General features: G+C 64.6%; 26 protein-coding genes. 16 read left to right on the forward strand and 10 right to left on the reverse strand.

The features are described 5' to 3' along the window. Positions 1-35 precede the first annotated feature (35 nt). The 4 genes from EWF95_RS10515 to EWF95_RS10530 all read left to right on the forward strand — a co-directional run bounded on the left by EWF95_RS10515 (position 36) and on the right by EWF95_RS10530 (position 7,930). Positions 36-221, forward strand: coding sequence for a hypothetical protein (locus EWF95_RS10515; protein WP_142444036.1), 186 nt, complete (start codon positions 36-38; stop codon positions 219-221). A gap of 122 nt (positions 222-343) precedes the next feature. Beyond that, positions 344-2,737, forward strand: coding sequence for a sensor histidine kinase (locus EWF95_RS10520; RefSeq protein ID WP_142444037.1), 2,394 nt, complete (start codon positions 344-346; stop codon positions 2,735-2,737). Between the two features lie 333 nt (positions 2,738-3,070). Further along, positions 3,071-4,810: an L-lactate permease gene (locus EWF95_RS10525; RefSeq protein WP_142444038.1), complete on the forward strand. Its 1,740-nt coding sequence runs from the start codon at positions 3,071-3,073 to the stop codon at positions 4,808-4,810. A 69-nt stretch (positions 4,811-4,879) separates the two neighbouring features. Then, positions 4,880-7,930, forward strand: coding sequence for an FAD-binding and (Fe-S)-binding domain-containing protein (locus tag EWF95_RS10530; RefSeq protein ID WP_142444039.1), 3,051 nt, complete (start codon positions 4,880-4,882; stop codon positions 7,928-7,930). A gap of 19 nt (positions 7,931-7,949) precedes the next feature. Here the strand turns inward: EWF95_RS10530 and EWF95_RS10535 are convergent, their stop codons facing one another. The 6 genes from EWF95_RS10535 to EWF95_RS10560 all read right to left on the reverse strand — a co-directional run bounded on the left by EWF95_RS10535 (position 7,950) and on the right by EWF95_RS10560 (position 11,227). Continuing rightward, positions 7,950-8,225, reverse strand: coding sequence for a hypothetical protein (locus tag EWF95_RS10535; RefSeq protein ID WP_142444040.1), 276 nt, complete (start codon positions 8,223-8,225; stop codon positions 7,950-7,952). After that, complete coding sequence (locus tag EWF95_RS10540) at positions 8,218-9,333, reverse strand: aminotransferase class V-fold PLP-dependent enzyme (RefSeq protein WP_142444041.1); 1,116 nt, start codon at positions 9,331-9,333, stop codon at positions 8,218-8,220. The genes EWF95_RS10535 and EWF95_RS10540 overlap by 8 nt, the downstream gene beginning before the upstream one ends. A gap of 30 nt (positions 9,334-9,363) precedes the next feature. Next, positions 9,364-9,807, reverse strand: a complete 444-nt coding sequence (locus EWF95_RS10545; RefSeq protein WP_142444042.1) for a hypothetical protein — start codon at positions 9,805-9,807, stop codon at positions 9,364-9,366. A 6-nt stretch (positions 9,808-9,813) separates the two neighbouring features. Further along, positions 9,814-10,032, reverse strand: coding sequence for a hypothetical protein (locus EWF95_RS10550; protein WP_142444043.1), 219 nt, complete (start codon positions 10,030-10,032; stop codon positions 9,814-9,816). Between the two features lie 62 nt (positions 10,033-10,094). Then, positions 10,095-10,820: a methyltransferase domain-containing protein gene (locus EWF95_RS10555; RefSeq protein WP_142444044.1), complete on the reverse strand. Its 726-nt coding sequence runs from the start codon at positions 10,818-10,820 to the stop codon at positions 10,095-10,097. Beyond that, entirely contained in the window at positions 10,817-11,227 is a 411-nt protein-coding gene (locus tag EWF95_RS10560; protein ID WP_142444045.1) for a nascent polypeptide-associated complex protein, read from the reverse strand. Before EWF95_RS10560 ends, EWF95_RS10555 begins: the two co-directional genes overlap by 4 nt. A gap of 97 nt (positions 11,228-11,324) precedes the next feature. On the opposite strand from EWF95_RS10560, the gene EWF95_RS10565 reads away from it, so the two are divergent. The 4 genes from EWF95_RS10565 (at position 11,325) to mce (ending at position 16,121) form a co-directional block, all read left to right on the forward strand. After that, positions 11,325-13,001, forward strand: coding sequence for an acyl-CoA mutase large subunit family protein (locus tag EWF95_RS10565; RefSeq protein WP_142444046.1), 1,677 nt, complete (start codon positions 11,325-11,327; stop codon positions 12,999-13,001). Between the two features lie 70 nt (positions 13,002-13,071). Beyond that, positions 13,072-14,205 carry a sensor histidine kinase gene (locus EWF95_RS10570; protein WP_142444047.1) on the forward strand — a complete coding sequence of 378 codons (1,134 nt, stop codon included), beginning with the start codon at positions 13,072-13,074 and terminating at the stop codon, positions 14,203-14,205. 406 nt (positions 14,206-14,611) lie between these two features. Beyond that, positions 14,612-15,649, forward strand: a complete 1,038-nt coding sequence (locus tag EWF95_RS10575; protein WP_142444048.1) for a PAS domain-containing sensor histidine kinase — start codon at positions 14,612-14,614, stop codon at positions 15,647-15,649. Positions 15,650-15,737: 88 nt separating this feature from the next. Then, positions 15,738-16,121, forward strand: coding sequence for a methylmalonyl-CoA epimerase (gene mce / locus EWF95_RS10580; protein WP_142444049.1), 384 nt, complete (start codon positions 15,738-15,740; stop codon positions 16,119-16,121). 24 nt (positions 16,122-16,145) lie between these two features. Here mce and EWF95_RS10585 read toward each other — a convergent pair whose 3' ends face one another. After that, a complete protein-coding gene (locus EWF95_RS10585) occupies positions 16,146-17,210 on the reverse strand; it encodes a M20/M25/M40 family metallo-hydrolase (RefSeq protein ID WP_142444050.1) in 1,065 nt (354 codons plus the stop codon). Between the two features lie 102 nt (positions 17,211-17,312). On the opposite strand from EWF95_RS10585, the gene EWF95_RS10590 reads away from it, so the two are divergent. The 5 genes from EWF95_RS10590 (at position 17,313) to EWF95_RS10610 (ending at position 21,067) form a co-directional block, all read left to right on the forward strand. Beyond that, entirely contained in the window at positions 17,313-18,260 is a 948-nt protein-coding gene (locus EWF95_RS10590; protein ID WP_142444051.1) for a zinc-dependent metalloprotease, read from the forward strand. Between the two features lie 76 nt (positions 18,261-18,336). Next, positions 18,337-18,621 carry an acylphosphatase gene (locus tag EWF95_RS10595; RefSeq protein WP_142444052.1) on the forward strand — a complete coding sequence of 95 codons (285 nt, stop codon included), beginning with the start codon at positions 18,337-18,339 and terminating at the stop codon, positions 18,619-18,621. A gap of 149 nt (positions 18,622-18,770) precedes the next feature. Beyond that, positions 18,771-19,913, forward strand: a complete 1,143-nt coding sequence (locus EWF95_RS10600; RefSeq protein WP_142444053.1) for a glycosyl transferase family 2 — start codon at positions 18,771-18,773, stop codon at positions 19,911-19,913. A 20-nt stretch (positions 19,914-19,933) separates the two neighbouring features. Continuing rightward, positions 19,934-20,443, forward strand: a complete 510-nt coding sequence (locus EWF95_RS10605) for a DUF7109 family protein (protein WP_142444054.1) — start codon at positions 19,934-19,936, stop codon at positions 20,441-20,443. Between the two features lie 24 nt (positions 20,444-20,467). Then, positions 20,468-21,067, forward strand: coding sequence for an NUDIX hydrolase (locus EWF95_RS10610; protein WP_142444055.1), 600 nt, complete (start codon positions 20,468-20,470; stop codon positions 21,065-21,067). Here EWF95_RS10610 and EWF95_RS10615 read toward each other — a convergent pair whose 3' ends face one another. The 3 genes from EWF95_RS10615 to EWF95_RS13605 form a co-directional block, all read right to left on the reverse strand. After that, positions 21,068-21,391: a PadR family transcriptional regulator gene (locus tag EWF95_RS10615; RefSeq protein WP_142444056.1), complete on the reverse strand. Its 324-nt coding sequence runs from the start codon at positions 21,389-21,391 to the stop codon at positions 21,068-21,070. A 297-nt stretch (positions 21,392-21,688) separates the two neighbouring features. After that, positions 21,689-22,219, reverse strand: a complete 531-nt coding sequence (locus tag EWF95_RS10620; RefSeq protein ID WP_142444057.1) for an Hsp20/alpha crystallin family protein — start codon at positions 22,217-22,219, stop codon at positions 21,689-21,691. Beyond that, positions 22,216-22,374 (reverse strand): DUF7559 family protein, encoded by a 159-nt coding sequence (locus EWF95_RS13605; protein WP_185911768.1) that lies wholly within the window; start codon positions 22,372-22,374, stop codon positions 22,216-22,218. The genes EWF95_RS10620 and EWF95_RS13605 overlap by 4 nt, the downstream gene beginning before the upstream one ends. 112 nt (positions 22,375-22,486) lie before the next feature. Between EWF95_RS13605 and EWF95_RS10625 the strand changes: the two genes are divergently transcribed. The 3 genes from EWF95_RS10625 to EWF95_RS10635 all read left to right on the forward strand — a co-directional run bounded on the left by EWF95_RS10625 (position 22,487) and on the right by EWF95_RS10635 (position 26,105). Continuing rightward, the gene (locus EWF95_RS10625) at positions 22,487-24,214 is read left to right on the forward strand and encodes a radical SAM protein (protein ID WP_142444058.1); all 1,728 of its coding nucleotides are present in this window, start codon (positions 22,487-22,489) and stop codon (positions 24,212-24,214) included. Next, the gene (locus EWF95_RS10630; RefSeq protein ID WP_142444059.1) at positions 24,214-24,960 is read left to right on the forward strand and encodes a YkgJ family cysteine cluster protein; all 747 of its coding nucleotides are present in this window, start codon (positions 24,214-24,216) and stop codon (positions 24,958-24,960) included. The genes EWF95_RS10625 and EWF95_RS10630 overlap by 1 nt, the downstream gene beginning before the upstream one ends. Positions 24,961-25,103: 143 nt before the next feature. Then, positions 25,104-26,105, forward strand: a complete 1,002-nt coding sequence (locus tag EWF95_RS10635) for a DHH family phosphoesterase (RefSeq protein ID WP_142444060.1) — start codon at positions 25,104-25,106, stop codon at positions 26,103-26,105.

A 26,105-nucleotide genomic window follows, 5' to 3' on the forward strand; every position in this document is an offset into this window, starting at 1 on the left:
AAACGGCTTTTCGAATCGGCCGTATCCACCTCGGTATGGCAGAGAGTAGCGTCAACGGCCTTGAACTCGTTCTCACCGTCGGCATGGGTGCGATCATGGCGGCCGTGCTGGTCGGCATGGATTTTCTTGACGGCCAAAGCGCGATCACCTTCGTTTCGATGGTCGTCATCGGCTTTATCGCCGTCCGCGCCGTTCGTGGCCGCAAATGGACGTGGCGGTAGCGACCGCACGACCACACGTCACCGGCCGCGTGAGCAACGTGGTGGGAAGACTGAACAGCGAACTGCGAAGCACTGAATAGGGAACTGGGACGCACCGAACAGCGAACTGCGAAGCACTGAACATGGAACCAACCGAACGGATCGAAACGCTGTATGAGCTGTCGCTTGCGATCACCCCAGCGGAGACGCTCGAAGCGACGGCGTCGACAGCGCTGTCGGCATATCTTGATGAGCTGTCGTGTTCGGTTGGCGCGGTGTTTGAGCGAAACGAGGCAGGCGAGTATCGGCGACTCGGCGGGGCGGTCGGCACGGACGATCCGCTGTATGCAGCTGCCGAACGCCGGCTGCGGGGGTGGGCGACCGACGACAACGCGAGCCGCGAGCCGCTGCCGATAGTCGGGGCGGTCGACGACGACGACGACAACGACGGCCACTACCACCTGTTCGAGCTTCCCGACTTCGGCGTGTTGCTACTCGGTCGTCGTGGCGAGCCGCTCGATGAGTCGGTACGGAACGGGTTGGCACCGCTCAACGAGCAGCTGGCAACGGCGTGTACCACCAAACAGGTCAAGACAACGCTGAGCGACGCCCGCCGCCGGTTTGAGGGGCTTTTCACCACGATCACCGAGCCGATGGTCAGCGTCGTCATCACCGAAACCGGCTGTGAGATCAGCCGCAGCAACGAGCCGTTCACCAAAACCTTCGGCTCGGCGACGGCCGCGGAGCCGGGGGTCGAGCCGACCGAGCCGACCGCCGACAGCGACACCGAGCTGACACGCGAGATTGAGGCCCGACTCCGCGACGGCCACCCTGTGACCGAGGCGGTGCGGCGGCGGACGACGACCGGTGCGGGTGAGTTTCTCCTCCGAGGCGTGCCGGTCACCACCGCGGCCGGACAGGAGGTGTTTCTCCTCTATGTCGATATCACCGAGGAGCGACACCAGCGGCGGCTGTTGGAATCGCTCTACGAGCGATCGGAGGCGATCCTCACCAGCGGCGATCAGGCGACAGCCCGCGAGCGAACGGTCGAGACAGCCGTCTCGGTGCTCGATGCGACGGTCGCGGAGATCCACCGCTACGATCGGGCGACCGACACGCTACAGCCGGCGGCGACAACCGCCGACGAGCCGGTGTTTTCGACCGACAGCGACGGGGAGATCCTATGGGAAACCTACGGCGGGACACACACTCAGATCGAATCGCTGTCGGCGGCCGATCGATCGCTTCGGTGTGCGGATGGAGCCGTCGAGAGCGCGCTGTTGCTCCCGCTGGGCGACCACGGCGTGGTCATCATCGGCGACGATCAGCCCGCGGCCTTCGACGACACCGCGCTCCAAGTGGGCCAGCTGCTGGCGGCGTTCGGCCGCATCGCGCTGACGCGAACGGAGCGGGCGGCGAGTCTGGAGGCGATCCAGTCGATCATGCAGGACGCCGTCAGGGCCGACACCGTCTCGGAGATGGTTGAGACGGTCGTCGACAGGCTGCCGACGGCGACCAACTTTCCGACGGCGGGGATCTGGGCGTCCGATCCCGCCACCGAACAGCTCATCCCGATCGGTTCAACCGGGCGCGCCGCCGAGATCATCGGCGAGCATCCGACCTTCGAGCCCGGCAACAGCATCGCGTGGGAGGCGTTCGCCGCGGGCGAAACGCGGCTGGTGTCGGACGTGCAAGACCACCCGGAAGTCTACAACGCCGACAGCGTGATCCGGTCTGAGGTCATCACACCGATCGGCGACTTTGGCGTGTTGATCCCGGCGGCGATGCGCCCCCAGAATATCACCGTCGCCGACCGAAAGATCGCCGAAACGCTCGCTTCGAGTCTCGAAACCTCGATCGAGCTGATCGAAAACCGACGGGAGCTCCGCCTGCTGGAGGCGGTGATCGATCGTGTCCTGCGGCACAATCTCCGGACGGATCTCAGCGTGATCAAATCCCGGATCCAACAGATCGCCGAAACCTGCGATGACGACTCGCTGACCGAGCAGATGTTGGCCCACGCCGAGCGGCTCGAAGCGACCGCCGAAAACGCCCGGACGATGCGGTCGGTCGTCCAGAGCCGCGGACAACGCCAAGAGGTGTCGGTCGAACGCGTCATCGAGGATGCCATCGCGGCAGCCCCGGAGCCGCCGGACAGCGTCGAGATCGCCGTCGACATCGATCCCACACCAAGCGTCGTCGCCCACCCGAAGCTGTCGACAGCGATCGCCCACCTCATCGAGAACGCGATCGACCACGGCGTTGCCGACGGCGGCACGATCCGGGTGACAGCCACGACCGACGACGAACAGGCCGTGATCACCGTCGCCGACGACGGGCCGGGGATTCCCCGAAACGAGCTCGCGGTCATCGATCAGGCCGAGGAATCAGCGCTCAACCACGCAAGCGGCGTCGGGCTGTGGCTGATCGACCGGATCGTCGCCTACTCCGATGGGCGGCTGTCCTTCGAGGCAAAAAACGGGACGACCGCCCGGATCAGCCTCCATCGCGCACAATCGGACGGAACCGAGACGTGAGGTGTCGAAAGGTGGGGTACCGAGGATATCGACGCTGACACCGTCGAAGGCGAGTAGCCACACAAAGATTTCTTAGGTAGATAACGTATTGTAGCATTATAAATTATGGTTTAGCTACAAATAACTATCGACGATCCCACAGCGATGGTACTCACGAACAGCCTTTATGTAAATATATGATAACTTCTACCACATGACGGGGCTGTATTCCCGAGCGAGCAGGCGGCACAGAGCATGCATCACCGGAGGACTCCACAGCGTAGACCGCGGTGATCGACCGGGGACACCCTATCAGCGATCCGGGGATGGCTCCACAACGGGAGCGACAGGCGGATGACGACGACGCTGCTGGCGGTGACGCCGCTGGTCATCATTGCCGTCCTGTTGGTCGGCGCGCTGTGGTCGGCAACGCGGGTGATGCCGATCGCGTGGCTGGCCGCCGTCGGGATCGCCCTGCTCGTCTGGGAGATGCCGCCGCTGTTTGTGGCGGCGGCGAGCGTCTCGGGGGTGATGGCCGCCATCGAGATCCTCTGGATCGTCTTCGGCGCGCTGGTGTTGTTGTACACGCTCATGCGATCGGGCGCGGTCGACCGGATCAACGCCAGCTTCGCTGAGATCAGCGACGACCGCCGGGTACAGATCGTGTTGCTGGCGTTCTTTTTGGCGACGTTTTTAGAGGGTGTCGCCGGCTTCGGGACGCCGCCGGCCGTCGTCGCGCCGCTGTTGCTCGCGCTCGGCTTCCCGGCGTTGGCGGCGGTCGTGACGGCCCTGATCGGCCATGCGGTCGCCACCGTCTTCGGCGCGGTCGGCACCCCGATCCTCGTCGGCTACCAACAGCCGCTGTCAGCCGTCGAGGGCCAGATCGCCGACGGCACCGGACTGACGGTCGCCCAGTACGCCGCGGAGGCAGCGATCTATGCCGCGATCTTCAACGGACTGCTCGGGGCTCTGATGCCGACACTCGCCGTCGGGATGGTCGTCTACTTCTTTGGCGAGGAGCGAACGCTCGCGCCGGTTCGAAGCGTGCTTCCGCTGACGCTCGTCGCCGGCGTCGCCTTTGCGATCCCCTACGTTGCGACAGCCGTCTTCATCGGGCCAGAGCTGCCCTCATTGTTCGCCCCGATGATCGGCGGCGCGGTCGTCGTCGGGCTGCTGAACGCCGGCTATCTCGAACCGAGCGACGACTGGGCGTTCCCGCCGCGTGACGACTGGCCCGACCACTGGGTCGGCGATATCGAACCCGGCGGGGAAACGGCCACTGCCGACGCAGCCACCACCAACACGGTCGACGACGAGGGTATCGCCGACGCGTCCGCCGACAGCCATTCGATGGGGTTGCTGCGGGCGTGGTCGCCGTACATCATCCTCGCGGGACTGTTGATCGCTACCCGCGTTATCGATCCGGTCGCGTCGTTCCTCCAACAGGGGCCGATCCTTGCGATCAGCTGGGACATCTTTGATACCGGGTTGGAGGGAGCAATCAGCTGGGCGTACGTTCCCGGAACGTGGCTGCTGGTGAGCGCGCTGCTGGCGATCCCGCTGTTCGGGATGGATCGCGGGCAGGTCGTCAGCGCGTGGCGGGAGGCCGGCGGGAAGATCGTCTCCCCCGCGGTCGTGTTGATGTTCGTCATCGCCATGGTCGAGATCATGCTCGACACCGATGCCCACGGAACCGCACCGGTCGATGGCAGCATGATCGTCGTCCTCGCGGAGGGAACGGCCGCGACGTTCGGGGCCGCCTACCCCATGATCGCGCCGACGGTCGGGATGATCGGCGCGTTCGTCGCCGGCTCGATCACGGTCAGCAACATCACCTTCACCGCCTTCCAATTCGAGGTTGCAACCACGCTGGGGCTACCGACGACGATCCTCGTCGCCGCCCAATCGATCGGCGGCGCGATCGGGAACATCGTCGCCATTCACAACGTGATCGCCGCGCTGGCGACCGTCGGCATGGTCGGTGCGGTCGGCCGCGTGATTCGGCTGAATCTCGTTCCGCTCGTCTACTATCTCATCGGCGGCGGGCTGCTGACGACGCTGGGGGTGTACGTCCTGTTCCCGACGCTGTTCTGACCGCCCGGAGCGACCCCCTCAACCACAGATTCATTCATCAGCTATCCCAACCGCTACCCAACATCTATCATGAGCAAACCAATTCCACCCGACGACGCACTCGATCCGGCCGCCGATCCGCGAACCGATTACGACTACCGGAGCGACGAGATCGAAGACCCGGGGCTCGTCACCGACCTCAAAGCCCGTGTCGACGGCGAGGTGCGCTTCGACAGCTACACGCGAAATCTGTATGCGACCGACGCCAGCGCGTACCAACAACTCCCGATCGGCGTCGTCGTCCCGACCTCCACGGCCGACGTGCAGGCTGTCATGGCGTACTGTGCCGACAACGACATCCCAGTCCTCCCGCGCGGCGGCGGCACCAGCCTCGCCGGCCAAACGGTCAACGAGGCGGTTGTCCTTGATTTCAAAAAGGAGATGGACGCCGTCGTTGACATCGACCCTGACGCCGAAACCGCGACCGCCAAGCCGGGTATCACCCTCGCGCGACTGAACGACAAACTGGAACCCCACGGCCTGAAGTACGCCCCTGATCCCGCGTGGGGCGACAAGAGCGTGCTCGGTGGCTGTATCGGCAACAACTCGACGGGCGCACACTCGCTGAAATACGAGAAGGCCGACGGCTATCTCGAAGCCTGCGAGGCCGTCCTTGCTGACGGCACGGTGGCGACGTTCGACTGGATGTCCCTCAACGAACTCCACGAACGCGCTGAGGCCGCTGCGGGAGCCGATGAGCCGAGCATCGAAGACCAGGTCTACGCCGTCGTCAGCGACATCCTCCGCAACCACCGCGAGGAGATCGAGGCCCGCTATCCGGATCTCATGCGCAACGTCTCGGGCTACAACCTCGACAAACTCATCGAGGATGCCGAGGAACACGGCGCGGTCAACGTCGGCCGGCTGCTGGCCGGTAGCGAAGGGACGCTTGGGATCGTCACCGAAGCCACCGTCTCCCTGGAGCCGATCCCCAACGAAACCGCGGTCGTGATGCTGACCTACGACGACGTACTCGACGCGATGGAGGACGTGGCTCCGATCTTGGAACACGACCCCGCAGCCGTCGAAGTGATGGATGATGTGTTCCTCGATCTCGCCGCCGACCGCCCGGAGTTCGCCGACGTGGTCGATATCCTCCCTGACTGCACAGATTCGACGCTGCTCGTCGAGTTCTACGCTGACTCGATGGCCGACGGAAAACGGAAGGTCGCCGACCTGCTGGCTGACCGCCTACCGGGTGTCGATGCGGCGGTCGAACCGAGCGAGGGAGCCGGTGGCCGAACAACGGACGACACCCACGCCGTCGACGCCTTGGAGGCCTACGACGCCGACCGCCAGACCAAATTCTGGAAGATGCGGAAGGCTGGCCTCCCGATTTTGCTGTCGCGGACGAGTGACGCGAAACACTGGCCGTTCATCGAGGACACCGCCGTCCCCGCTGAGAACCTCCCGGAGTACGTCGCCGACATCCAGACGCTCTTCGAGGAGTACGACACCTTTGCATCGTATTACGCCCACGCCGGGCCGGGCGTGCTCCACATCCGTCCGCTGCTCGATCTCAAAGCCGACGAGGGAATCGAAACGATGCACGAGATCTGCGACGACGTGACCGACCTCGTCATCGAGTACGGCGGCTCGGTCTCGGGCGAACACGGCGACGGGCGTGCGCGAACGACATGGAACAGGAAACTCTACGGGAGCGAAATCTGGTCACTGTTCCAGCGACTCAAAGCTGCCTTCGACCCCGATGACCTTCTCAACCCCGGCAACGTCAGCGGCGACGCTGACCCGACCGAGAATCTCCGATACGACGCCGATTACGAGTTCGACGCCGGCTTCGAGCCGACGCTGAACTGGGACAACGAAAACGGTTTTCAGGGGATGGCCGAACTCTGTCACGGCTGTGCGGGCTGTACCGGCCACCAAGACACGACGGGCTCGGTGATGTGTCCGACCTATCGGGCGACCGAAAACGAGGAGATCACCTCGACTCGCGGGCGGGCAAACATGCTCCGCCGGGCGATGAGCGGTGAGCTCCCGGACGACGTGTTCAGCGAAGAGTTCAGCCACGAGGTGCTGGATCTCTGTATCGGCTGTAAGGGCTGCAAGCGAGACTGCCCCAGCGGCGTCGATATGGCGAAGCTGAAAACCGAGGTCGCCCACGAACGCCACCAGCGCGAGGGCGTCGGGCTCCGCGACAAACTCTTCGCCAACGTCGAAACGCTGTACAGTCTCGGCAGTACGTTCGCGCCGGTGTCGAACTGGGCGACGAAACTCCCCGGTTCGGGGGTTCTCGCCGAGAAGACGCTCGGCATCGCCCGCGAACGCGAGTTGCCGACGTTCAGCCGCACTAGCCTCCAGCAGTGGGATCGCAGTCGGACGCCGGCCGTCAGCGAACGCGAGGCCGACCGGAAGGCGTTGCTGATCGCTGATCCGTACACCAACTACACTCAGCCCGAGGTCGGCAAAGCCGCGGTTCGAGTACTCGAAGCCGCCGGCACCCACGTCGCAATCGCGGATGAAGTCACTGACAGTGGCCGCCCGGCGCACTCGAAAGGGTTGCTCGATCAGTCGCAGGCGACCGCCGAGGCCAACGTCGAAGTGTTAGCCGATCGAGTCGCTGACGGCTGGGATCTCGTCAGCGTCGAACCCAGCGACGCGGTGATGTATCAGGAGGACTATCTCGACCTGCTTTCCGGCGAGGATGTCGAAGCGGTCGCCGACAACACCTACAGCGTGCTGGAGTATATCGACACCTTCCGGCTGGACGACGCTATCGACACCGATGGCGACGAAACGCTGTCATACCACGGCCACTGCCATCAGACCGCCGCCAGCCGAGAACACCACGCGGTCGGCGTCCTTCGGCGGGCAGGGTACGCGGTCGACGTGCTCGACACCACCTGCTGTGGGATGGCCGGCTCCTTCGGCTACGAGGCCGAACATTACTCGATGAGCCAAGCGATCGGGCGGCTGCTGTTCGATGCTGTCGACGACGCGCCGGCCGAGACGGTCGTCGCACCGGGCACCTCCTGTCGCTCGCAACTCGGCGACACCGACCGGTACGACGGCAAACCGCCGCACCCAATCGAGAAAGTGGCGGACGCGCTCGTCGAGTAGCCCGAACTGCGACTGTCCGCTACAGCGTGTCGTCTGGCTCGTATTCGTCGGCCATCCGCGTCGCCTCTGTCGCATAGCGATCCCGCGTGTCGGCGTCGTCAACGCTGCTGAGATTGTCGGGATCGACCGCGAGACTGACCTTCGTCTCGCGGTGGTCGCCGCTAAAACTCGTCAGCGCGCGCTCCTTCCGGAAGTCCTGTCGGCCGTCGGGCGTCGCGTACGTGAGGATGATCAGGTTTTGCTCGTCGTCGGAGTAGGTGCGTTCGACGAGCCAGACACGGGTTTCGTCACTCATTGTCGACTCCAATGCAGTCCAGCACCGAATTGATTTCGTCGGCCGTCGAGACCGCGTGCACCGAGACGCGCACGGCCTCGGGATACGGCAGCGACCGGATGACGACGTTTTGCTCCGCACATCGCTCGACAACGGCCTCGGGATCGTCGACCGCGACCGTCACCAGCCCGGACTCGCAGTCGGCCGGACTCAACAGCCGCTCGTCGTCGATCCCCGCCTTCAGTCGGTCGGTCAGCGTTTCGATCCGGGATTCGATTTCGTCGATTCCGATGGCTTCGATGCGGTCGATAGCCTCGATCAGGCCGGCGTGTGGCGCGGGCGAGGTGGTGCCGACCTCGAAGCGTGTCGCGCCGGGCGCGTAGTCGAGATCGTCAGCCGTCGGATCGGTCACGCTCCGGTAGCCAACGGCACTCGGGACGAGCGACTCAGCGGTCTCGCGGTCGACGTAGAGAAAGCCCGCGCCCCACGGCCCGAGCAGCCACTTGTGGCCGGCCGCGGCGACGGCGTCCGCGCCCCACTCGTGAACGTCTATTTCTTGCTGGCCCGGCACCTGCACCGCGTCGACGAGCGTGAACGCGCCGGCATCGTCGGCGATATCGACGAGATCGCCGACCGGGAGTCGCGTGCCGTGCGTCCACGTCAGCGCGCTGAAACAAACCAGTCGGGCGTCGGCGACCGCGTCGGTGTAGGCGTCGCGGTCGACCCGACCCTGTTCGGTTTCGAGGATGCGCACCTCGACGCCCTCGCGTTTGAGTTGTTGCCACGGCAGAATTCCGGCCGGGTGTTCGAGGTCGGTGCGGACAACGACATCGCCGGGTTCGAACTCGACCGCGTTGGCGATACGGTTGATCCCGTCGGTCGTACTCTCGGTGAGCGCGACCTCCTCGGGGTCAGCACCGATCAGCTCGGCGATCCGCTCGCGGGCGCGGTCGGCCGCGCCGAAGGCGACCTCGTAGGGGTCGTTCTTCCCGGAGTCGTACTCGTGGTCGGCGAGGCAGTCGCTGGCGGCCTCGACAACCGAGCGCGGGCTGGGGCCATGCGCGCCGAAGTTGAGATAGGCCGCGTCGTCGAAGGCCGGCACGTCGGCCCGGAGTTCGCGTGGCGTCATACCCCGCAATTGGCCGCCGTCGGTTTATGCCTACAGGCCGCGCGAGCCGATCCAGCGACCGATTCGCTCACGGAGGTCGCTACCGATCGCGCCCAGCAGGCCACCCGGAGCGGGCTGAATCGGGCCGATCGATAGCAGTCGGCCGAGACGGCTGGACGCACGACCGGGCGTGTAGCGGGCGACCGGCCGGCCGCGAACGCGGATCTCTGCGGGAGAGTTGAACACCAGCGGCGTCTCGTCGGCGATGGCATCAAGTTTCGGTAGCCAGTTGCTGGCCGTCGCGCGAACGTTGCCACGGAGGCCGTACAGCGCGCGGACGGCGGCGAGGCTGTCGGCGTCGACGACGAGTCGGCCGTCGGCTGTTTGGACGGTGATCTCACCGGCCGGCGAGTGGAGGGTGAGGTCAACGCCGACAACGAGTTGGCGGGGGGCTGAATCGCGGGGGGTGTCGGCCGTCGAGTCGGGGTCGCTCACGGCGTGTCAGTCGTCGTGTTGGCTCGTCCGCACGGTGAGGGTGCCGTCGAGCCGCCAGCGGGCGTGGTCGGCGTCCTCGCCGACCTTGTCGGGGACATCGACCTCCATATCCTCGAACTCGTAGGTGATCTCGGCCCCGCGGCCGGTCAGCCGTTCGTAGAGCCCGATGGCGAGTTCGGGCCAGGTCTGTGTCTCGTCGATCTCGGTGTCGGAGTCAGTTGACATTGTGTCCGTATTGATGGTCGGAAGCCGGAAGAACCTACCGCCGACCCGCTTGAATTTCGGCCCTATTTCCGCGCAAACGTGAGATACCCGGTGTGACCGACGCCGGCCGTCGACGGCCGGGTGCCGCGGTCGTCGATCTGCAACTCGCGCTGAATCGTTTCGACCGTCTCGATATCGGCGAACCCGGCGGCCTCGGCGGCCTCAGCACTCGCACGAGCGTTCTCGACGAAGGGAGAATAGACCACCACGTAGCCGCCGTAGGCGAGCAACTCCGCCGCGTCGGCAACGACTTCAGGGGCGTCCGCGGTGTCGAGGGTGAGCAGATCGAACGGCTCGCCAGCAGCGAGGTCGTCGATCTCCTCGGTGATATCGCCGGTGCGGACATCGACCGTGTCGGCGACGCCAGCAACGTCCATGTTCTCGCGGGCCACATCGGCGAACTCGGCGTCCTGCTCGTAGGTCGTCACGTCGGCTCCGAGGCGACCGAGATACGCGGCGAGGATGCCCGTTCCGGTGCCGGCGTCGAGGACGCGGTCGCCGGCGGCCGCGCCGGTGTGGCCGACGACAAGGCCGATATCTCTGGGCATCATCGGCGCGCCGGTGCGTTCGAGATGATTGAACAGATCCGGGCCGCGGAGCTCACGGGCGCGGAATTCCTCGCCGAGATGGGTCTCAAGGGTGTCGCCGGACTCCACGTCTTCAGGGATCTCGACGACGCCGAGATCGGTGTGGAGTTCGTCGCCCGGCTCTCGGAGGTACTCTCGGTCGCCGTGAACGAGGAGGATCACTCCAGGCGGCTGATCGCTGCGGCGGGTTCGCCGCCCTCGGCTTCGAGGGCTTCGCGGGCCTCGCTCGGCGAGACACCGGTCTGGGAGGCGACGAGCTTGATATCGGATTCCGGGATCTCGTCGTCACCGTCGTCGCTGGCGTCGCTGCCGTCGGCAGCGTCCGCGTCGCCGCTTTCGACCGCACCAGCCGCGCCGGCCGCCTCCTGTTGGGTCGGCTCGCCGACGATCTGGTAGGTCTGGGTGCCCTGGGCGTCCATCCGGGTGATCTCCGGGGCGTCAAAGACAAGCTGGTCGCCGTCGCTCGTCGTGATCGTGACCGACTCGGCGTCGATCTCGGTCACGTCGATCCCCATCTGTTCCATCATCTGTTGCATCTTCCGTGGGTTCATACCGCCGCCTCCAAACATACCTCGTCGTTCAGCCGGCGGCAGCAAAAGCATGGCGAAGCGGTACGCGCCGTCGGCGGAGTCACGCTTTTGACGGTGCCGACCGTCGGCCACAGCCATGTTCGACGAGGAGGATTTGGAGGCGATCCGCGAGGCGAAAGCCGAGTGGGAGGCCGAGACGGCCGGCCCGACGCTGGATCGGTTCGGCGAGCGCGAGGAGACGTTTACTACTGATACGGGTGGCCAGCAGGTCAAGCGGCTCTACACACCTGACGACATCGCGGATCTCGACTACGCCGAGGACATCGGCTTTCCGGGCGAGGAACCCTACACACGGGGCGTCTACTCGACGATGCACCGCGGGCGGTTGTGGACGATGCGGCAGTACGCCGGGATGGGTACCGCCAGCGAGACCAACGAGCGATTCAACTACCTGATCGATCAGGGCTCCTCGGGATTGTCGATGGCGTTCGATCTTCCGACGCAGATGGGCTACGACTCCGACGCGTCAATGGCGGCCGGCGAGGTCGGCAAGGCCGGCGTCGCCATCGATACGCTCGCTGATTTCGAGACCGTCTTTGAGGGGATTCCGCTCGACGAAGTTTCGACGAGCATGACGATCAACGCCCCCGCAGTCGTGCTGCTGGCGATGTATATCGCCGTCGGCGACAAGCAGGGCGTCGACCGCGCGGAGCTGCGCGGGACGATCCAGAACGACATCATGAAGGAGTACATCGCCCGCAATCTCTTCATCTACCCCCCGGAACCCTCGATGCGACTCATCACCGACACCTTCGGGTTCGCAGCCGAAGAGGTGCCGAACTTCAACACGATCTCGATCTCCGGCTACCACATCCGCGAAGCTGGCTCGACGGCGGCCCAAGAGATCGCCTTCACGCTCGCCAACGGGATCGAGTACGTCGAGGCCGCCATCGAAGCGGGTCAAGATGTCGACGAGTTCGCCCCGCAGCTCTCCTTCTTTTTCAACGCTCACAACAACATCTTCGAGGAGGTCGCAAAGTTCCGGGCTGCTCGTCGGCTTTGGGCGCGAATCATGGACGAACAGTTCGGTGCCGAGAACTCGAAATCCAAACAGCTCAAATTCCACACCCAGACCGGTGGGTCGACGCTGACCGCCCAACAGATCGAGAACAACGTTGTTCGCGTCGGCTATCAGGCACTTGCAGCCGTGCTGGGCGGCACCCAGAGCTTGCATACGAACGGCAAGGACGAGGCCCTCTCGTTGCCGACCGAGCAGTCGGTGCGGACAGCGTTACGGACACAGCAGATCCTCGCCCACGAGTCCGGCGTCGCCGATACCATCGACCCGCTGGCCGGGAGCTACTACGTCGAATCGCTGACCGATGAGGTCGAAGCCGAGGCCAGAGAAATCATCGACGATATCGACGACCGCGGCGGGATGCTGCGCGCGGTGGATGCGGGATACATCCAACAGGAGATCCAGGATGTGGCCTTCGAGCGCCAACAGGAGATCGAGGCCGGCGAGCGGGTCATCGTCGGCGTCAACGAGTTCGAGGTCGACGACGATCCCGAGATGGATCTCGAATCAGTCGACGAGGAGGACGAACAGCGACAGATCGACCAACTGGAGGAGGTCAAGGCCGACCGCGACGACGACGCCGTTGCGGACGCACTCGACGCGGTGGCCGCGGCGGCCGCTGGCGACGACAACGTGTTGCCGCCGGTGATCGAGGCCGTCAAGGCCTACGCGACAGTCCAAGAGATCTGCGACGTGTTCCGCGATGAGTTCGGCGAGTATCAGCCTGGTGTCTGAAACCACTGTGCCGGCCACGATTGTGATCAGACAAATTTTTTAGACGGTCGGTGATCAGATATACAGATCAATGGACGGTGACGCCGAAACGTTGTGTGAGCTGTTTGTGAGGGAGCGAGCAGACGTGGCCGGCGAGGTTGTCACTGAGACCAGCGATCTCGTCCTGTGTGCGTCCGATGATGACTCCCCGCTGCGGGCGGTCGCCGAGAACAAAGAGAAACTCACGAGACGCGTCTACCGGGAGGATATCACGGAGATCGCAGATTGCATCGAGGCCGCAGCCGAAGGCGGCGACCCCACAGAGACGACCGCACGGGTGCAGCTGTCGGCCGACGAGTGGTGTCTCTTCGAGTTTGCGGTCTATCCGGCGGGCCATTTCACGGCTGAGACAGGGCCGATCTTTACGGGGAGAAACGTGACACACGAACATTTCGCCGCCCAGCGGCGGGAGGTGATAACCCGCGTCCTGAGACACAATCTCCGCAACGACATGGAGATCGTCAGCGGCTATCTAGAGATTATCCGACAGCAGTGTGAACACGCCGATCAGTCGGCGATCGACGAGGTCGCGGCAGTCGCCGACAAGCTGCTGTCGCTGGGCGAAAAGATGCGGGAGATCGACGCCCGGCTCACCGATTCGAACAACCGACTCCGGCGGGTGAATCTCCGCGAGACAACGGCCCGCGTCATCGAGGAGTACCACGCGGCCCATCCGGCTGTCACGTTTCGCGTCAACGTCGGCGACTACGTCATCGCCGGCAACTCCCTCGTCCGTGATGCCATCGCGGAGCTGATCGAAAACGCCATCGAACACACGACAGCGGCCGACGAGGAGACCGTGATCACGCTCACGACCGAGGAGCGGGCAGAGGGCTCGAAGATCGATCTCACGGTTGTCGACAACGGGCAAGGGATCCCCCAAGGCGAGGCTAAGGCGATCTCCGAGGCGACCGAATCAAAACTGAACCACAGCAGCGGGGTCGGGCTCTGGCTTGTGAAGTGGATCACCGACAGCATCAATGCCACCTTCGATATCACACAACGCACAGCCACCCAGGGGACGCGGGCGACACTCGGGTTTCGGGCCGCCGAGGGGCTTGAGGACGGCGACCAAGGGTTTGCGAAGCTCCAACAGCGGACGATCATTCGCTCCGAGCTGCCCGACACCGAGTCGGCTGATATCGTGACCTCGACGAGAGGGTGATCATGCCGGCGGCACCTGTGAGCCTTGCCCTATCGATGTCGTCACCGATCCTCGCCCCACCGATGTCGCCACCGATTCTCGCCACACAAACACCACCACTACAGATGCCGCCGACATCATCGATTACTCCCCGCCGGCAGCGATGATATCGGGTCACAAACAAAAGAGAGGGCCGAAGTAGCCGTCGGCCGATCAGCTGTGGGGGCGGCCAACCCCACAAACCCAAACGAGGATCCCCTTGTCGGAATTTTTGTTCAGTAATAACAAACTTTTTTCGCAGTAGTAGTACATTCGTACCGGTTTCCTCACTATTAGTGTCGTTTTATTACCCGCGCGTCGCAATAGACGGCTGACCCGAATCAGCCGACATGGTTGCCGAGATGATGACAATGAGAGGAGGGAGACAGTGAACAACTATCCACGAACCGATGGCACGAACCGCTTCGAACGACTGTTTAACGAGCTCAACGAGGCCGTCGTTGAGTTCGAGCTGGTCGACAGCGATCCGGTAATTATCCAGGCCAACGCGACGTTCGCCGAGACATTCGGCCACGGCACAGACTCGCTGAGCGGCGTCTCGCTCAACGATCTTATCGTTCCAACTGACCGCCGAGAGGAGGCCGAACAGTTTGACCAACAGACGGCCGCCGGCGAGACAAACGCCGCGGTCGTCGAACGGGTGACCGCCGACGGTCGCCGCCAGTTCGTCTACCGGAGCGTGCCGATCGAAGACGGCCACGGGTTCGCCATCTACACCGATGTGACCGCCGAACTCCGTCGAGAACGCCATCTCGACGTGCTCCAGCGCGTCCTCAGACACAATCTCCGCAACGACGTAAACGTGATCGCCGGCCAAGCCGAGAAGATCAGCGAGGCGGCCGACAGCGACGAGATCCAGGCAGCCGCCGCGTCGATCACCGAGACCGCACAGGGGTTGGCCCGGCTCAGCGAGGAGGCCAAAACCGTCGACCGCGTTCTCGGTGAGTCACCGACCTTGGAGCCGATCGATATCACAGGCATCGTTGACCGAACCGTCACGGCCTGTGGCGAGGAGTTTCCGAACACAACGATCACGACCGACTGCCCGACAGCCCTGCTCGTTGCGGCCGACGCCAGCCTCCGGGTGCTCGTCGAAAGCCTCGTTGACAACGCGGCCAGACACAACACAGCCGCCGATCCAACGGTGACGGTGACGGCCGCGGTCGTCGACGACGCCACCGCTGAGCTGATCGTCACCGACAACGGGCCGGGAATCCCGGCGACCGAACGGGATGTCGTCACCGGCAATCAGGATATTACGCCACTCCACCACGGCAGCGGGCTTGGCCTCTGGTTGGTGCGGTGGATCACGGATCGCTACGGGGCAGAGCTAACGATCGAGACGCCAGCCAGCGGCGGCACGACGGTCTGTGTTGAGTTCGATCGGGCGCTGATCAGCGCGTAACTGACCAGCGCGTAAGCTCGGGGTCGACAGCTCCGCAGCCACACCGTCGACCGCCCGATTTTATGCAGCTATCGCCGCAACGCCGCGTATGGAGTTCCACCACGCCGGGATCGCCACCGACGATGCCGCCGGGCTCGCCGATCGCTACGCCGCGCTGTTCGACGCATCGATCGTCCACGAGGAGCGGTTCGATGGGATGGAGATCCGCTTTCTCGACCTCGAATCTGGTTATTTTGAGCTCTTAGAACCACGCGATGACGGCTCGATCGCGCGCTATCTCAACAGCCACGGCCCCGGGATCCACCACCTCGCGCTCAGCACCGCCGATATCGAGGCCGCCCTCACGCGGGCCGCCGAGCAGGGGATCGACCGCATCGACGACGAGCCCCGCCCCGGCGCGTGGGGCCATGAGGTCGCCTTTCTCCATCCCGCCTCGACCGGCGGTGTGTTGATCGAGTTTGTCGCCGACTGACCCCCTCCCACCAACCGATCGAGTTCAGATATCGACCGCGAAAGAGTCGATATCGCCGGCGCGGGCCGCGATCGCGCCGAGGAGCTCGGCGACCGCATCGAGATCCTCGGTGTCGATCACCTCAACCGGCGTGTGCATATACCGGTTCGGCAGCCCGATGTTGAGCGCGGGGATACCGCCCCGGCTCGTGTAGAAGCCGTCGGCGTCGGTGCCGGTTCGGGTGCCGGTGGCCTGTAGCTGAACCTCGATATCGTCGGCTTCGGCGGCCTCGCGGGCGAGCTCGACGACGCGGGGATGGTTCGCGCTGCCGCGGGAGACGACCGGCCCCTCGCCCAACTCGACGGGCCCCTGCTTGTCGCCCGGCACGTCGGGGTTGTCGGTCGCATGCGTCACGTCGACAGCGATCGCGGCGTCGGGATCGAGATCGAAGCCGACCATCTGGGCACCTTTGATGCCGACCTCCTCCTGAACCGTGCTGACCGCATAGATCGTCGCGTCGACATCGGCCTCGACCGCCCGGCGCAGCCCTTCGGCCGCGCTCCAGGTGCCGATCCGGTTGTCCATCCCGCGGGCGGTGAGTCGGCTCCCTTGGAGCTCATACAGTTCACTGGAGAACGTGATCGGATCGCCGACCTCGACTAGTTCGGCGGCCTCATCATCGTCGGTCGCCCCGATATCGATGAACTGCGCGGCGATATCGGCGTACTCCTCACCCCCGGTGTCCCGGAGGTGGATCGCTGTCTGGCCGACAACGCCCTGTATCGGGCCGTCGGCGGCGTGGATCGTGACGTGTTGGCCCTGTGAGACGGTGCGGTCGGAGCCACCGATCCGCCCCATCCGAATAAACCCGTTGTCGTCGATATCGCGGACGATGAAGCCGACCTCGTCGGCGTGACCGCTGAAGGCGATCTCGGGGCCCTCGCCCGACCCCTCGTGGACGGCGACCGCGTTACCGTAGTCGTCGGTCGTGACCTCGTCGGCAAACTCGCTGACGTAGTCAACCCAGACGCGTTGGCCGTCGGTTTCAAACCCGGAGGGGCTAGCCGTCGTCAGCAGCGATTCAAGAAACGCACGCTGGGGCTCCTGCATGCTCGCTTGCAGCCACAGCAGCCGTATCAACGTCACGGTTAGAGCGTCGGCGTCGATTTCGGGACGCACAAGGACTTTACTCGCCGCCACCCCAGGGGAGATATGAATCTGTTTCGGAGCGCCCAAGCGGTCGCCGACGCCGGCGGCGACGGGATTATCGATTGGGAAAGCGTCGCCAGGGCGGCAAAGGCGTCGACGCCGGCCGGCGATCTCACGCTGTCGGCCGAGGAGCAGGCCGGCTTTCGGGCCGACGTGCGAGATGCCCGCGACCGGCTGCGTGCAGTCGGCGGCGTCGACTTCGACCTCCCGGAGACGATCGAGATCCAACACCGCCACCACTGGATCGACGCCAACATCGAGACGTTCCGGCGGGTCGTCGAGCCCTTAGAGCCGACGACGCCGGTGCTGCCGGGGGTTTCACGCACGATCAACACCGGGACGATGGCGGTTACGCTGGGCTTTCTGGGCCGGAACGTCCTCGGGCAGTACGACCCGCTGTTGCTCGCCGACGGCGGCCACGCGCTGTACTTCGTCCGGCCGAACATCCGCCGGGTCGCCGATGACCTCGATGTTGACTACCCACGATTCCGCCGATGGATCGCGTTCCACGAGGTCGCCCACGCCGCGGAGTTCGGTGTCGCGCCGTGGCTGCCGGAGTATCTCGAAACTCGGATGCAGGACAGCGTCACGGCGATCTCGGCCGGCGATCTCGATCAGGCGACCTTCGAGGAGCTGACCGCCGCGATGACCGCCGTCGAGGGGTACGCCGAGCTGTTGATGGATCGCGCCTTCGACGAGGAGTACGCCGACCTCAGAGCAAAGCTCGACGCCCGGCGTGGCTCCGGCGGCCCGCTGAAACAGCTGATGAGCCGGCTGCTCGGGTTGGGGCTCAAACGCGATCAGTACGAACGCGGCGCGCGCTTCTTCGAGACCGTCGCCGACGCCCGCGGACTCGAAGCCGCCAGCGTCGTCTGGGAACGCCCGGAACATCTCCCAACGGACGCCGAGTTGGCCGAGCCGAGGCAGTGGCTCGATCGCGTCGATCCCTGACCGCCGGGTGTCGTCGCGGACGGCCGGGTCGACCACGAACTGAGCGTTTATCAGCGTCGCGGCAAAATCGGGCGATATGTCCGACTCCGATCGCGTCCGTGCCCACGTGTTCGTCAGTGGTCGCGTCCAGGGTGTCTACTACCGCGCCAGCACCCGCGATGCCGCCCGCGAGCGCGGCGTCGACGGCTGGGTGAAAAATCTCGATGACGGCCGCGTCGAAGCCGTCTTCGAAGGCGACGAGGAGAGCGTCGAAGCGATGTGTGAGTGGTGTGAAACCGGCAGCCAGGCCGCCAACGTTGAGAGCGTCGACGTGACGATGGAATCAGCCGAGGGGATCGGGGGATTCGAGGTGCGGTGGTAGGCTGCCACCGCGTCGGCGACTCCGCGCTGTCGACACCCGACTATCGCCGCGAGATCGATCCTGTAATCAACGCAAGATCAACCCTGCAATCGACGCGAGACCGACCGCGATCGCGGGGTCTATGTCCGCACAGCCACAATAGATCCTAAATGGAGTACGTCCAAGAGCGGGTTACGACGCTCCACCACCTCCGAGAGACCACGCCGACCGCACCGACCGATCGGGCGGCGGTCGTCGTCCCGATGACCGAACGGGAGTACGCCGGGCTGGCCGCCGAGGGCGTCCTCTCGGAGCTGGAAGCCGTCGACCCCGCCCGTGTCGTCGTCCCGCTGCGCGCACCCGCCGAGAAGGTCGGCCCGTTTCGGGACTGGCTCGCCGGCTTCGATCTCCCACTGGAAGTGCTGTGGTGTAACGGCCCCACGCTCGCCGAGTTGCTGGCCGACAACGGGCTCAACGGCTCAGCCGGCAAAGGGCGGGACATGTGGCTCGCCCTGGGCCAGGTGCTCGATGCCGACTACGTCGTCTGCCACGACGCCGACACCAAGACATACGATCGCTCCTACGTCCCGCGGCTGTTGTTCCCGCTGGAACACGGCCACGAGTTCTCGAAGGGGTACTACGCCCGCGTCGAGAACGGGCAGCTCTACGGCCGGCTGTTCCGGCTGTTTTACGCTCCACTTGTCCGGGCGTTAGTCGACGAGACGCCCGACGCCGAGATACTCCAGTACCTCGCTGCCTTTCGGTACGCGCTGGCCGGCGAGTTCGCCGCCACGGGCGAACTCATCGCAAACATGCGATTTCAGCGATCGTGGGGGCTTGAGGTCGGCACCCTCGGGGAGGCGTTCGCCCACGCTGGCGTCGACGGCAGCGCGCAGGTCGATCTCGGTGCCTACGAACACGACCACCGCGCGGTCGGCGGCCCGACCGGCCTCTCGGAGATGAGCGCGGCCGTCGGCGACGCGCTGTTCCGGGTCGTCAGCGACCACGGTATCGACATCGACTACGCGACGCTGCCCGACCGCTACCGGGCGGCTGCCGAGCGGCTTCGCCGACAGTACGCCGTCGACGCCGCCTACAACGGGCTGGCCTACGATCGGAGCGACGAACGCGAGCAGATCGACACCTACGCCGACGCCCTGCGGGAACCGGGCGACGACAGCCGCCTGCCGGCCTGGAACGACGCGCCGATCAGCCCCGAGGCGGTCGCCGAGGCTGCCGCCGCCGATTTGGCGGCGGCGACCGACGAAGCGACCGACGAACCGGACAGCTCGGCGTCGGATACACTGAAATAACTGCGGTCACAGGAACCGGTATGAGCGCGACAGGTGACGAACTCGCGGGGATCGTCGACCTCTTCGGAGCCCTCACACGCGCGGAACTCGCCGACGCCCTCACCGAGTTGGCGTTCAAACAGGGGTCAGAAGTCGACGACGCGGCCGTCACCGACGCTATCGAGACTGCGATCAGCGAGTACGTCCTCGTCGAGTACGAACCCGAGGCAAGCGGCAACGACGACAACGACGCGAGCGACGCTGCCGCCGAGTCGTTGCTCACGATCGGGCCGGCGGCGTTTCCGATGCTGCCGCCGAACGCCGAGGATCTGCCCCACATTCTCGACTACGAGAAGCGGGCTGTCGACCGCGATCGACTGGCCGAGCAGGTACGAACGCGGCTGAAAGCCGAAGCCGACGAGGCCGTTGCAGCCGACGACGCCGACCGCGCTGCGGCATTACTCGACGTGAGCTACGATCTGGAAGCGTGGGCCGACATCGAGACCGAGGGGGTCCGAGCGTCGCTATCGGCGGCTCTCCCGCAGGACTAAGAGGACTGGCCCCAAGGAGTAGGTATGGATCTGACGGGGGTGAGTCGGTATACGCCGTCGGCGATCGCCGACCCAGCAAAGGAAGCCGCGGTGCTCGCGCCGATCATCGAGCGCGACGGCGAGCCGGCGATCCTCTTTACGAAACGCGCCGAACACCTCGGCGACCACCCCGGTCAGATGAGCTTTCCGGGCGGCGGGCGCGAACCGGCCGACACGGATCTCCAAGCCACCGCACTCCGAGAGGCCGACGAGGAGATCGGCCTTCGGCCCGACGAAAGCGAGGTTGTCGGCCGGATCGACGACATCGAGACCGTCACGCGATACATCGTCCGGCCCTTCGTTGGCCGGATCCCGGATCGAGCGTACATCCGCGATGAGTACGAGGTCGCCGAGATCGTTCAGCTGCCGGTGGCGGCACTGACCGACCTATCGAACTACGAGTCCGAACACCGCGATCACCCCCACTACGGGCCGATCCGCATCCACTTCTTCCACGTGAATGGCTACACCGTCTGGGGAGCGACCGGTCGCATGCTGGCGCAGCTGCTGGAGCTGACGACCGAGTGGGAGATCCCACCGGAGGCCGACCGCGTTGTCGACGCCGACGCCGATCTTCCGATGTAGCTACGAGTGGGTTTCGGCCTCAGCTGACGGGGTTGGGTCAGCAGCGTCGATCCGCCGCACCTGTTTGGTCTCCCATGTCTGACGGTCGTCCATGGCGGCGGTGGCTGTTGGGGTGAGCGTGTAAGAGTTGGTTCGTTTGTCGATAGCGGCCTTCTCGACGTAGCCGCTGTCGACCAGCTTTCCGAGATTCTGGTAGACGCGCCCGGTGTTAACATCGTCGTCGTAGTACGATTCGAGCCCTTCCTTGATCCCAAGCCCGTAGGGATCGTCGAGACTCGCAATGACGTACAGAAGGTCTCGCTGAAACGCTGTGAGGTCTTTCATAGCTGATGATGGAACCAGTCGCTTGCGGCGACGGTTCAGTTCAGTTGCGTGTTACTGATTGAAGTGTAAAAACGTATTGGCGATAATAGAGTTTGTACGTCATTAAAAACCGGTTACTAATGGACATTTCGTACGGATATTTAGAACTACGTAGAAGAACAGATAATTCAGAATATCATAACTCAGCAGCATCAGGCCATTCGACACAGCGGAGACAGGTCGCTAACACGGAAAGAGAGCCCGCTATGTGGAAAAAGAAAGACGGATGCAAAGAGAGATACAGCAGCTCAGGGGTTGTTACGTGTCGTCTGTGTGGGTATCGGCAGCGTCGTCGTCGGACTGCTCGTCGTCTTCTGTGTCGTCTCCCGTGTCGTCGCCGGACTGCTCGTCGCCAGAGTGCTCGGCGTCGGCGTCATCATCTTCGACAGCAACCGTGTGGGCCGTCTCGGCTTTCGGGATCGTCACGTGGAGTGTGCCATCCTGGGTCAGCGTCGCATCCGGGGTGGTGTCGCTGCCGGTAACACTCGCGGCGTCCGGGAGTTCGGCCGTCCCCGAAAGCGTCAGCCCGCGACCGGGGAACCGCATCTCGAAGCCCTTGTGGAACGCCCGGAAGCGATCGATCCGCACCTCAACGTCGCCGTTGACGAACTGCACCTGTACGTCCTCGGCGGTCGCCCCCGGCGCGTCGAAGACGATGAGGTACTCGGTGTCGCTCTCCAGAAGGTCATAGGAGAGCGGTTTGCGGGACTGAACCTGGCTGACGCCGCGGCCGATCCGTTCGAGCACCGTGTTGAGGGCCTCCCGGCCGTAGGTTTCGAGCTTTGTCATAGGACGATCTCCGAGAGGCTCGCGCTGTCGGCACAGTACGGACAGATGAGGTCGGCGACGCCGTGGTCGTCAGGGACATCGTAAGTGTAGTGAACTTCGAACATATCGAGTTCGCAGTCCCCGTTGTCGCATTCGACTTCGACGGTTTCTGGCATACCTGAGCGGAGGGGTGCCACGAAGTTAAATGACGTGGCACACTGCCGAACACCGCACACGTCCGCAGGGCGGATCACACGGCTTTAGCCGCTTGGTGCCGAACAGCGGGGTATGACCCGGCCCTCGGATCTCTCCATCACCATCGTCGACGGCTACGTCGACGAGCCGGCACATTTCGGCGTGCCGCCCTACATCTCGACGTATCCGCGGTTTACCGCCGGCGCGCTCGTCGACGCCGGCGTCCCGCAGGCCAATATCACCTACCACACGATCGACGAACTCCGCGACGATCGCCAGAAATGGAGTGCGGTCGCCGACGCCGACCTGATGATCTACGTCGGTGGGATGACCGTCCCCGGCAGCTACGTCGGTGGGACGCCCGCCGAGCCTGACGAGGTGAAGGAACTCGCGTGGGTTGCCGAGGGCACGTCGCTCATGGGTGGACCGGTTCGGTTCGGCGTCGGCGATGAAAACGCCGGCGCGACCGAGACCGAGCGGAAGGATCTCGACTTTGATTTCGTTGCGAAAGGCGACGTTGAGGCGGCCGCCTACGATCTCGTCGACTCAGGGTTAGAGGGGTTCAACAACCGGATGCGCGATAACGACGAACTCAGCCGGTGGGCCCCAGACGGTGCGTTCATCGTCGAACAGCATCCCAACCACCCCAACTACCTGATCTGCGAGATGGAAACCTCTCGCGGCTGTGCCTACCGCTGTTCGTTCTGCACCGAACCCCTCTACGGGAATCCAGCCTTCCGCACCGCCGACGCCGTCGTCGACGAAGTCGACACGCTCTCGGATTACGGCGTCAAACACTTCCGGCTCGGCCGCCAGGCCGACATCCTCGCCTTCGGTGGCGACGGCGAGGCCCCCAACCCCGACGCGCTCCGGCGGCTCTACAGCGGGATTCGGGAGGTCGCCCCCGACCTCGAAACGCTGCACCTCGACAACATGAACCCGATCACGATTGTCGAGTGGCCCGAGAAAAGCAGAGAAGGAATTCGGATCATCGCCGAGCACAACACGCCTGGCGATACGGCAGCCTTCGGGCTGGAATCGGCCGACCCCGTGGTGCAGGAGGCCAACAACCTCAACGTCACCGCCGAGGAATGTTTTCAGGCAGTCAAGATCGTCAACGAGGAGGCCGGCTGGCGGCCCGGCGAAGACCGCAGCGACGCGCCAACCCACGGCGATAGCGCGGCGAATCGGTTGCCGAAACTGCTACCCGGAATCAATCTGCTGCACGGCCTCCAGGAAGAACGCCGCGCGACGTACGACCACAACCGGGCGTTCCTCCAGCGCGTCTACGACGCGGGCCTGATGCTCCGCCGCATCAACATCCGGCAGGTGATGGCCTTCGAGGGCACCGACATGTCGGAGACCGGCGCGGCCATCGCCGAGGAGCACAAGGATCTGTTCAAATCCTACAAACAGGAAGTCCGCGAAACAATCGACCAGCCGATGTTAGAGCGCGTTGCGCCCGCCGGCACCGTCCTCCCGGACGTGCATCTCGAATACCACGAGGACGGCCGGACGTTCGGCCGCCAGCTCGGTACCTACCCGCTGCTCGTCGGCTTCCCTGAGGAGCGACCGCTCGGTCGGACAGTGGATGCCGTCATCGTCGATCACGGCTACCGGTCGGTGACGGCGGTGCCGTACCCGCTGGATATCAACAGCGCGAGCATGACCGAACTCGAAGCCCTGCCAGGCATCGGCAAGCAGCGTGCCGGCGATCTCGTCGTCAACCGACCATACGAGACGCCCGAGGCCGTCGGCGGCGAGATCGACCTCTCGGCGTTCGTGACGACCGGCTCGGGAGCGAGTCAGCCCTCAGACTGATGGACAGCCTCGAAACCGAACTCGACCGCGCCCGCGGCCTCGCTGTCGACGACCTCGCCGACGCTATCGAGTCGATTGGCTTCGAGTGTACCCGGTGTGGCGCGTGTTGTAAAGGGTACGACCCTGACAGCGATGGCGACGGGGAAGAGAAAGAGCCGGATGCGGCCGACCGTGAACCACATACAGCGACCGTGTTTCCCGGCGAAATCCGAGAATTGCAGGATGCTGGCGACTACGACTGGCGCGACGTAGCACGGCCGATGCCGTACGGACTTGACGGCGACGACGCAGGCGAAACATTCGAGTGGGCACTCCAGACCGATGCCTGCGGCGACTGTACCTTCTACGAGGAGAGCGACGACGGCACCGGCCACTGCGGCGTCCACGAGGATCGGCCGCTGATCTGCAAGACGTACCCGTTCAGCGTCGCCCTCGGCGGAACGAGTCAGCCGATGGGCGAAGCCGTCGATAGCGTTGCGCTGCCAGCGCAACGGGAAGCCGGTGAAACCGGCGACGGCGAGGGGATGGTTCGCGCTCACGAGTGCGAAGGCCTCGGCCGCGATATTTCGCGCGAAGAGGCCGAGGAGTTAGCGGCCGCGCTCAAAGAGCGAGCGATCCGCGAGATCGAGGAGGCAATCGCGGTGCGAGAGAACTACGAGTCCCGCGATGTCGACGGCGTCGTCGTCCACGATTCCGAGGGGCAGAAGCGGCCTGACGGAACGCGGATAGAGAGCGGATCACAGTAGCATTTCACGACCGAATCCGGTATCGAAACCGATGGGTTCGACCGAGAGAGTGGCGTCATCGTTCCCATCAAAGATAGCAGCTCAGGCATCGAATCAGTAGAACGCTGCCTATTCCTAAGTGGGTGGCACCGGAAACCTACCCAATGAGTTCCGTCCACGACCTCCACCAGCTCCTTGCCGACGGCAGCGAACTCAACATCGTCTGCCACAACAACCCCGATCCGGACTGCCTCGCCAGCGCGCTCGCGTTGGGCCGGATCGCCGCCAACGCCGGGATCGACGAGCGACACATCCTCTACAGCGGCGACATCTCCCACCAGGAAAACCGCGCGTTCGTCAATCTGCTCGAAATCGACCTCAAACCGTTCGACGCCGACGCACTCCGCGACCGGCCCGACGACTCTCTCGTCGCGTTCGTCGATCACGCAATCCCGGGGGCGAACAACAATGTCGATCCGGAGACGGCCATCGACATCGTGATCGACCACCACCCCGCCGAGTCCATCGAGGCCCGGTTCGTCGACCACCGCGAGGAGATCGGCGCGGCGGCGACGATCCTCGCCGAATACGTCGAAGCCCTCGATATGGAGGTCGATCCCATACTGGCGACCGCGCTGCTGTTCGCCATCCGGCGGGAGACGCTGAACTTCCTCCGCGGGGCAACGGCCGCCGAGTACGACGCCGCCGGCTTCCTCCACGATCACGCGGATCTCGATCTGTTGCAGACACTGTCAACGCCGTCGGTCTCGGGGGCGACGCTGGATGCGATTGCGACCGCGATCACGAATCGGACGACGACCTCGGCGGTGCTCATCTCCCATGTCGGCCGGACGAGCGAGCGCGACGCCGTCCCGCAGGCCGCCGACTACCTCGCCACGCTGGAGGGCGTCGAGACGGTGATCGTCTTCGGGCTTATCGGCGAGTCGATCCACCTCTCGGCGCGGGCTCCCGACCCGCGGGTGCACGTCGGCGACCTGCTGCGGGAGACGTTCGACGATGTCGGCAGCGCGGGCGGCCACCACGACGTTGCCGGCGGGGAGATCCCGCTGGGCCTGTTCGCGGATTTCACGACCAACGACGACAGCCTGCTGGAGATCGTCGAGCAAGTGATTACTGCACGCCTCCTTGCCGAGTTGGATCTGTAG

Source organism: Halonotius roseus (assembly GCF_006861655.1).
Classification (GTDB): domain Archaea; phylum Halobacteriota; class Halobacteria; order Halobacteriales; family Haloferacaceae; genus Halonotius; species Halonotius roseus.

Coding starts and splice junctions, on each gene's coding strand:
- EWF95_RS10515 (WP_142444036.1), top strand. CDS start 36: ATGGCAGAGAGTAGCGTCAACGGCCTTGAACTCGTTCTCACCGTCGGC.
- EWF95_RS10520 (WP_142444037.1), top strand. CDS start 344: ATGGAACCAACCGAACGGATCGAAACGCTGTATGAGCTGTCGCTTGCG.
- EWF95_RS10525 (WP_142444038.1), top strand. CDS start 3,071: ATGACGACGACGCTGCTGGCGGTGACGCCGCTGGTCATCATTGCCGTC.
- EWF95_RS10530 (WP_142444039.1), top strand. CDS start 4,880: ATGAGCAAACCAATTCCACCCGACGACGCACTCGATCCGGCCGCCGAT.
- EWF95_RS10535 (WP_142444040.1), bottom strand. CDS start 8,225: ATGAGTGACGAAACCCGTGTCTGGCTCGTCGAACGCACCTACTCCGAC.
- EWF95_RS10540 (WP_142444041.1), bottom strand. CDS start 9,333: ATGACGCCACGCGAACTCCGGGCCGACGTGCCGGCCTTCGACGACGCG.
- EWF95_RS10550 (WP_142444043.1), bottom strand. CDS start 10,032: ATGTCAACTGACTCCGACACCGAGATCGACGAGACACAGACCTGGCCC.
- EWF95_RS10560 (WP_142444045.1), bottom strand. CDS start 11,227: ATGTTTGGAGGCGGCGGTATGAACCCACGGAAGATGCAACAGATGATG.
- EWF95_RS10565 (WP_142444046.1), top strand. CDS start 11,325: ATGTTCGACGAGGAGGATTTGGAGGCGATCCGCGAGGCGAAAGCCGAG.
- EWF95_RS10570 (WP_142444047.1), top strand. CDS start 13,072: ATGGACGGTGACGCCGAAACGTTGTGTGAGCTGTTTGTGAGGGAGCGA.
- mce (WP_142444049.1), top strand. CDS start 15,738: ATGGAGTTCCACCACGCCGGGATCGCCACCGACGATGCCGCCGGGCTC.
- EWF95_RS10585 (WP_142444050.1), bottom strand. CDS start 17,210: ATGCAGGAGCCCCAGCGTGCGTTTCTTGAATCGCTGCTGACGACGGCT.
- EWF95_RS10590 (WP_142444051.1), top strand. CDS start 17,313: ATGAATCTGTTTCGGAGCGCCCAAGCGGTCGCCGACGCCGGCGGCGAC.
- EWF95_RS10595 (WP_142444052.1), top strand. CDS start 18,337: ATGTCCGACTCCGATCGCGTCCGTGCCCACGTGTTCGTCAGTGGTCGC.
- EWF95_RS10600 (WP_142444053.1), top strand. CDS start 18,771: ATGGAGTACGTCCAAGAGCGGGTTACGACGCTCCACCACCTCCGAGAG.
- EWF95_RS10605 (WP_142444054.1), top strand. CDS start 19,934: ATGAGCGCGACAGGTGACGAACTCGCGGGGATCGTCGACCTCTTCGGA.
- EWF95_RS10610 (WP_142444055.1), top strand. CDS start 20,468: ATGGATCTGACGGGGGTGAGTCGGTATACGCCGTCGGCGATCGCCGAC.
- EWF95_RS10615 (WP_142444056.1), bottom strand. CDS start 21,391: ATGAAAGACCTCACAGCGTTTCAGCGAGACCTTCTGTACGTCATTGCG.
- EWF95_RS10620 (WP_142444057.1), bottom strand. CDS start 22,219: ATGACAAAGCTCGAAACCTACGGCCGGGAGGCCCTCAACACGGTGCTC.
- EWF95_RS13605 (WP_185911768.1), bottom strand. CDS start 22,374: ATGCCAGAAACCGTCGAAGTCGAATGCGACAACGGGGACTGCGAACTC.
- EWF95_RS10625 (WP_142444058.1), top strand. CDS start 22,487: ATGACCCGGCCCTCGGATCTCTCCATCACCATCGTCGACGGCTACGTC.
- EWF95_RS10630 (WP_142444059.1), top strand. CDS start 24,214: ATGGACAGCCTCGAAACCGAACTCGACCGCGCCCGCGGCCTCGCTGTC.
- EWF95_RS10635 (WP_142444060.1), top strand. CDS start 25,104: ATGAGTTCCGTCCACGACCTCCACCAGCTCCTTGCCGACGGCAGCGAA.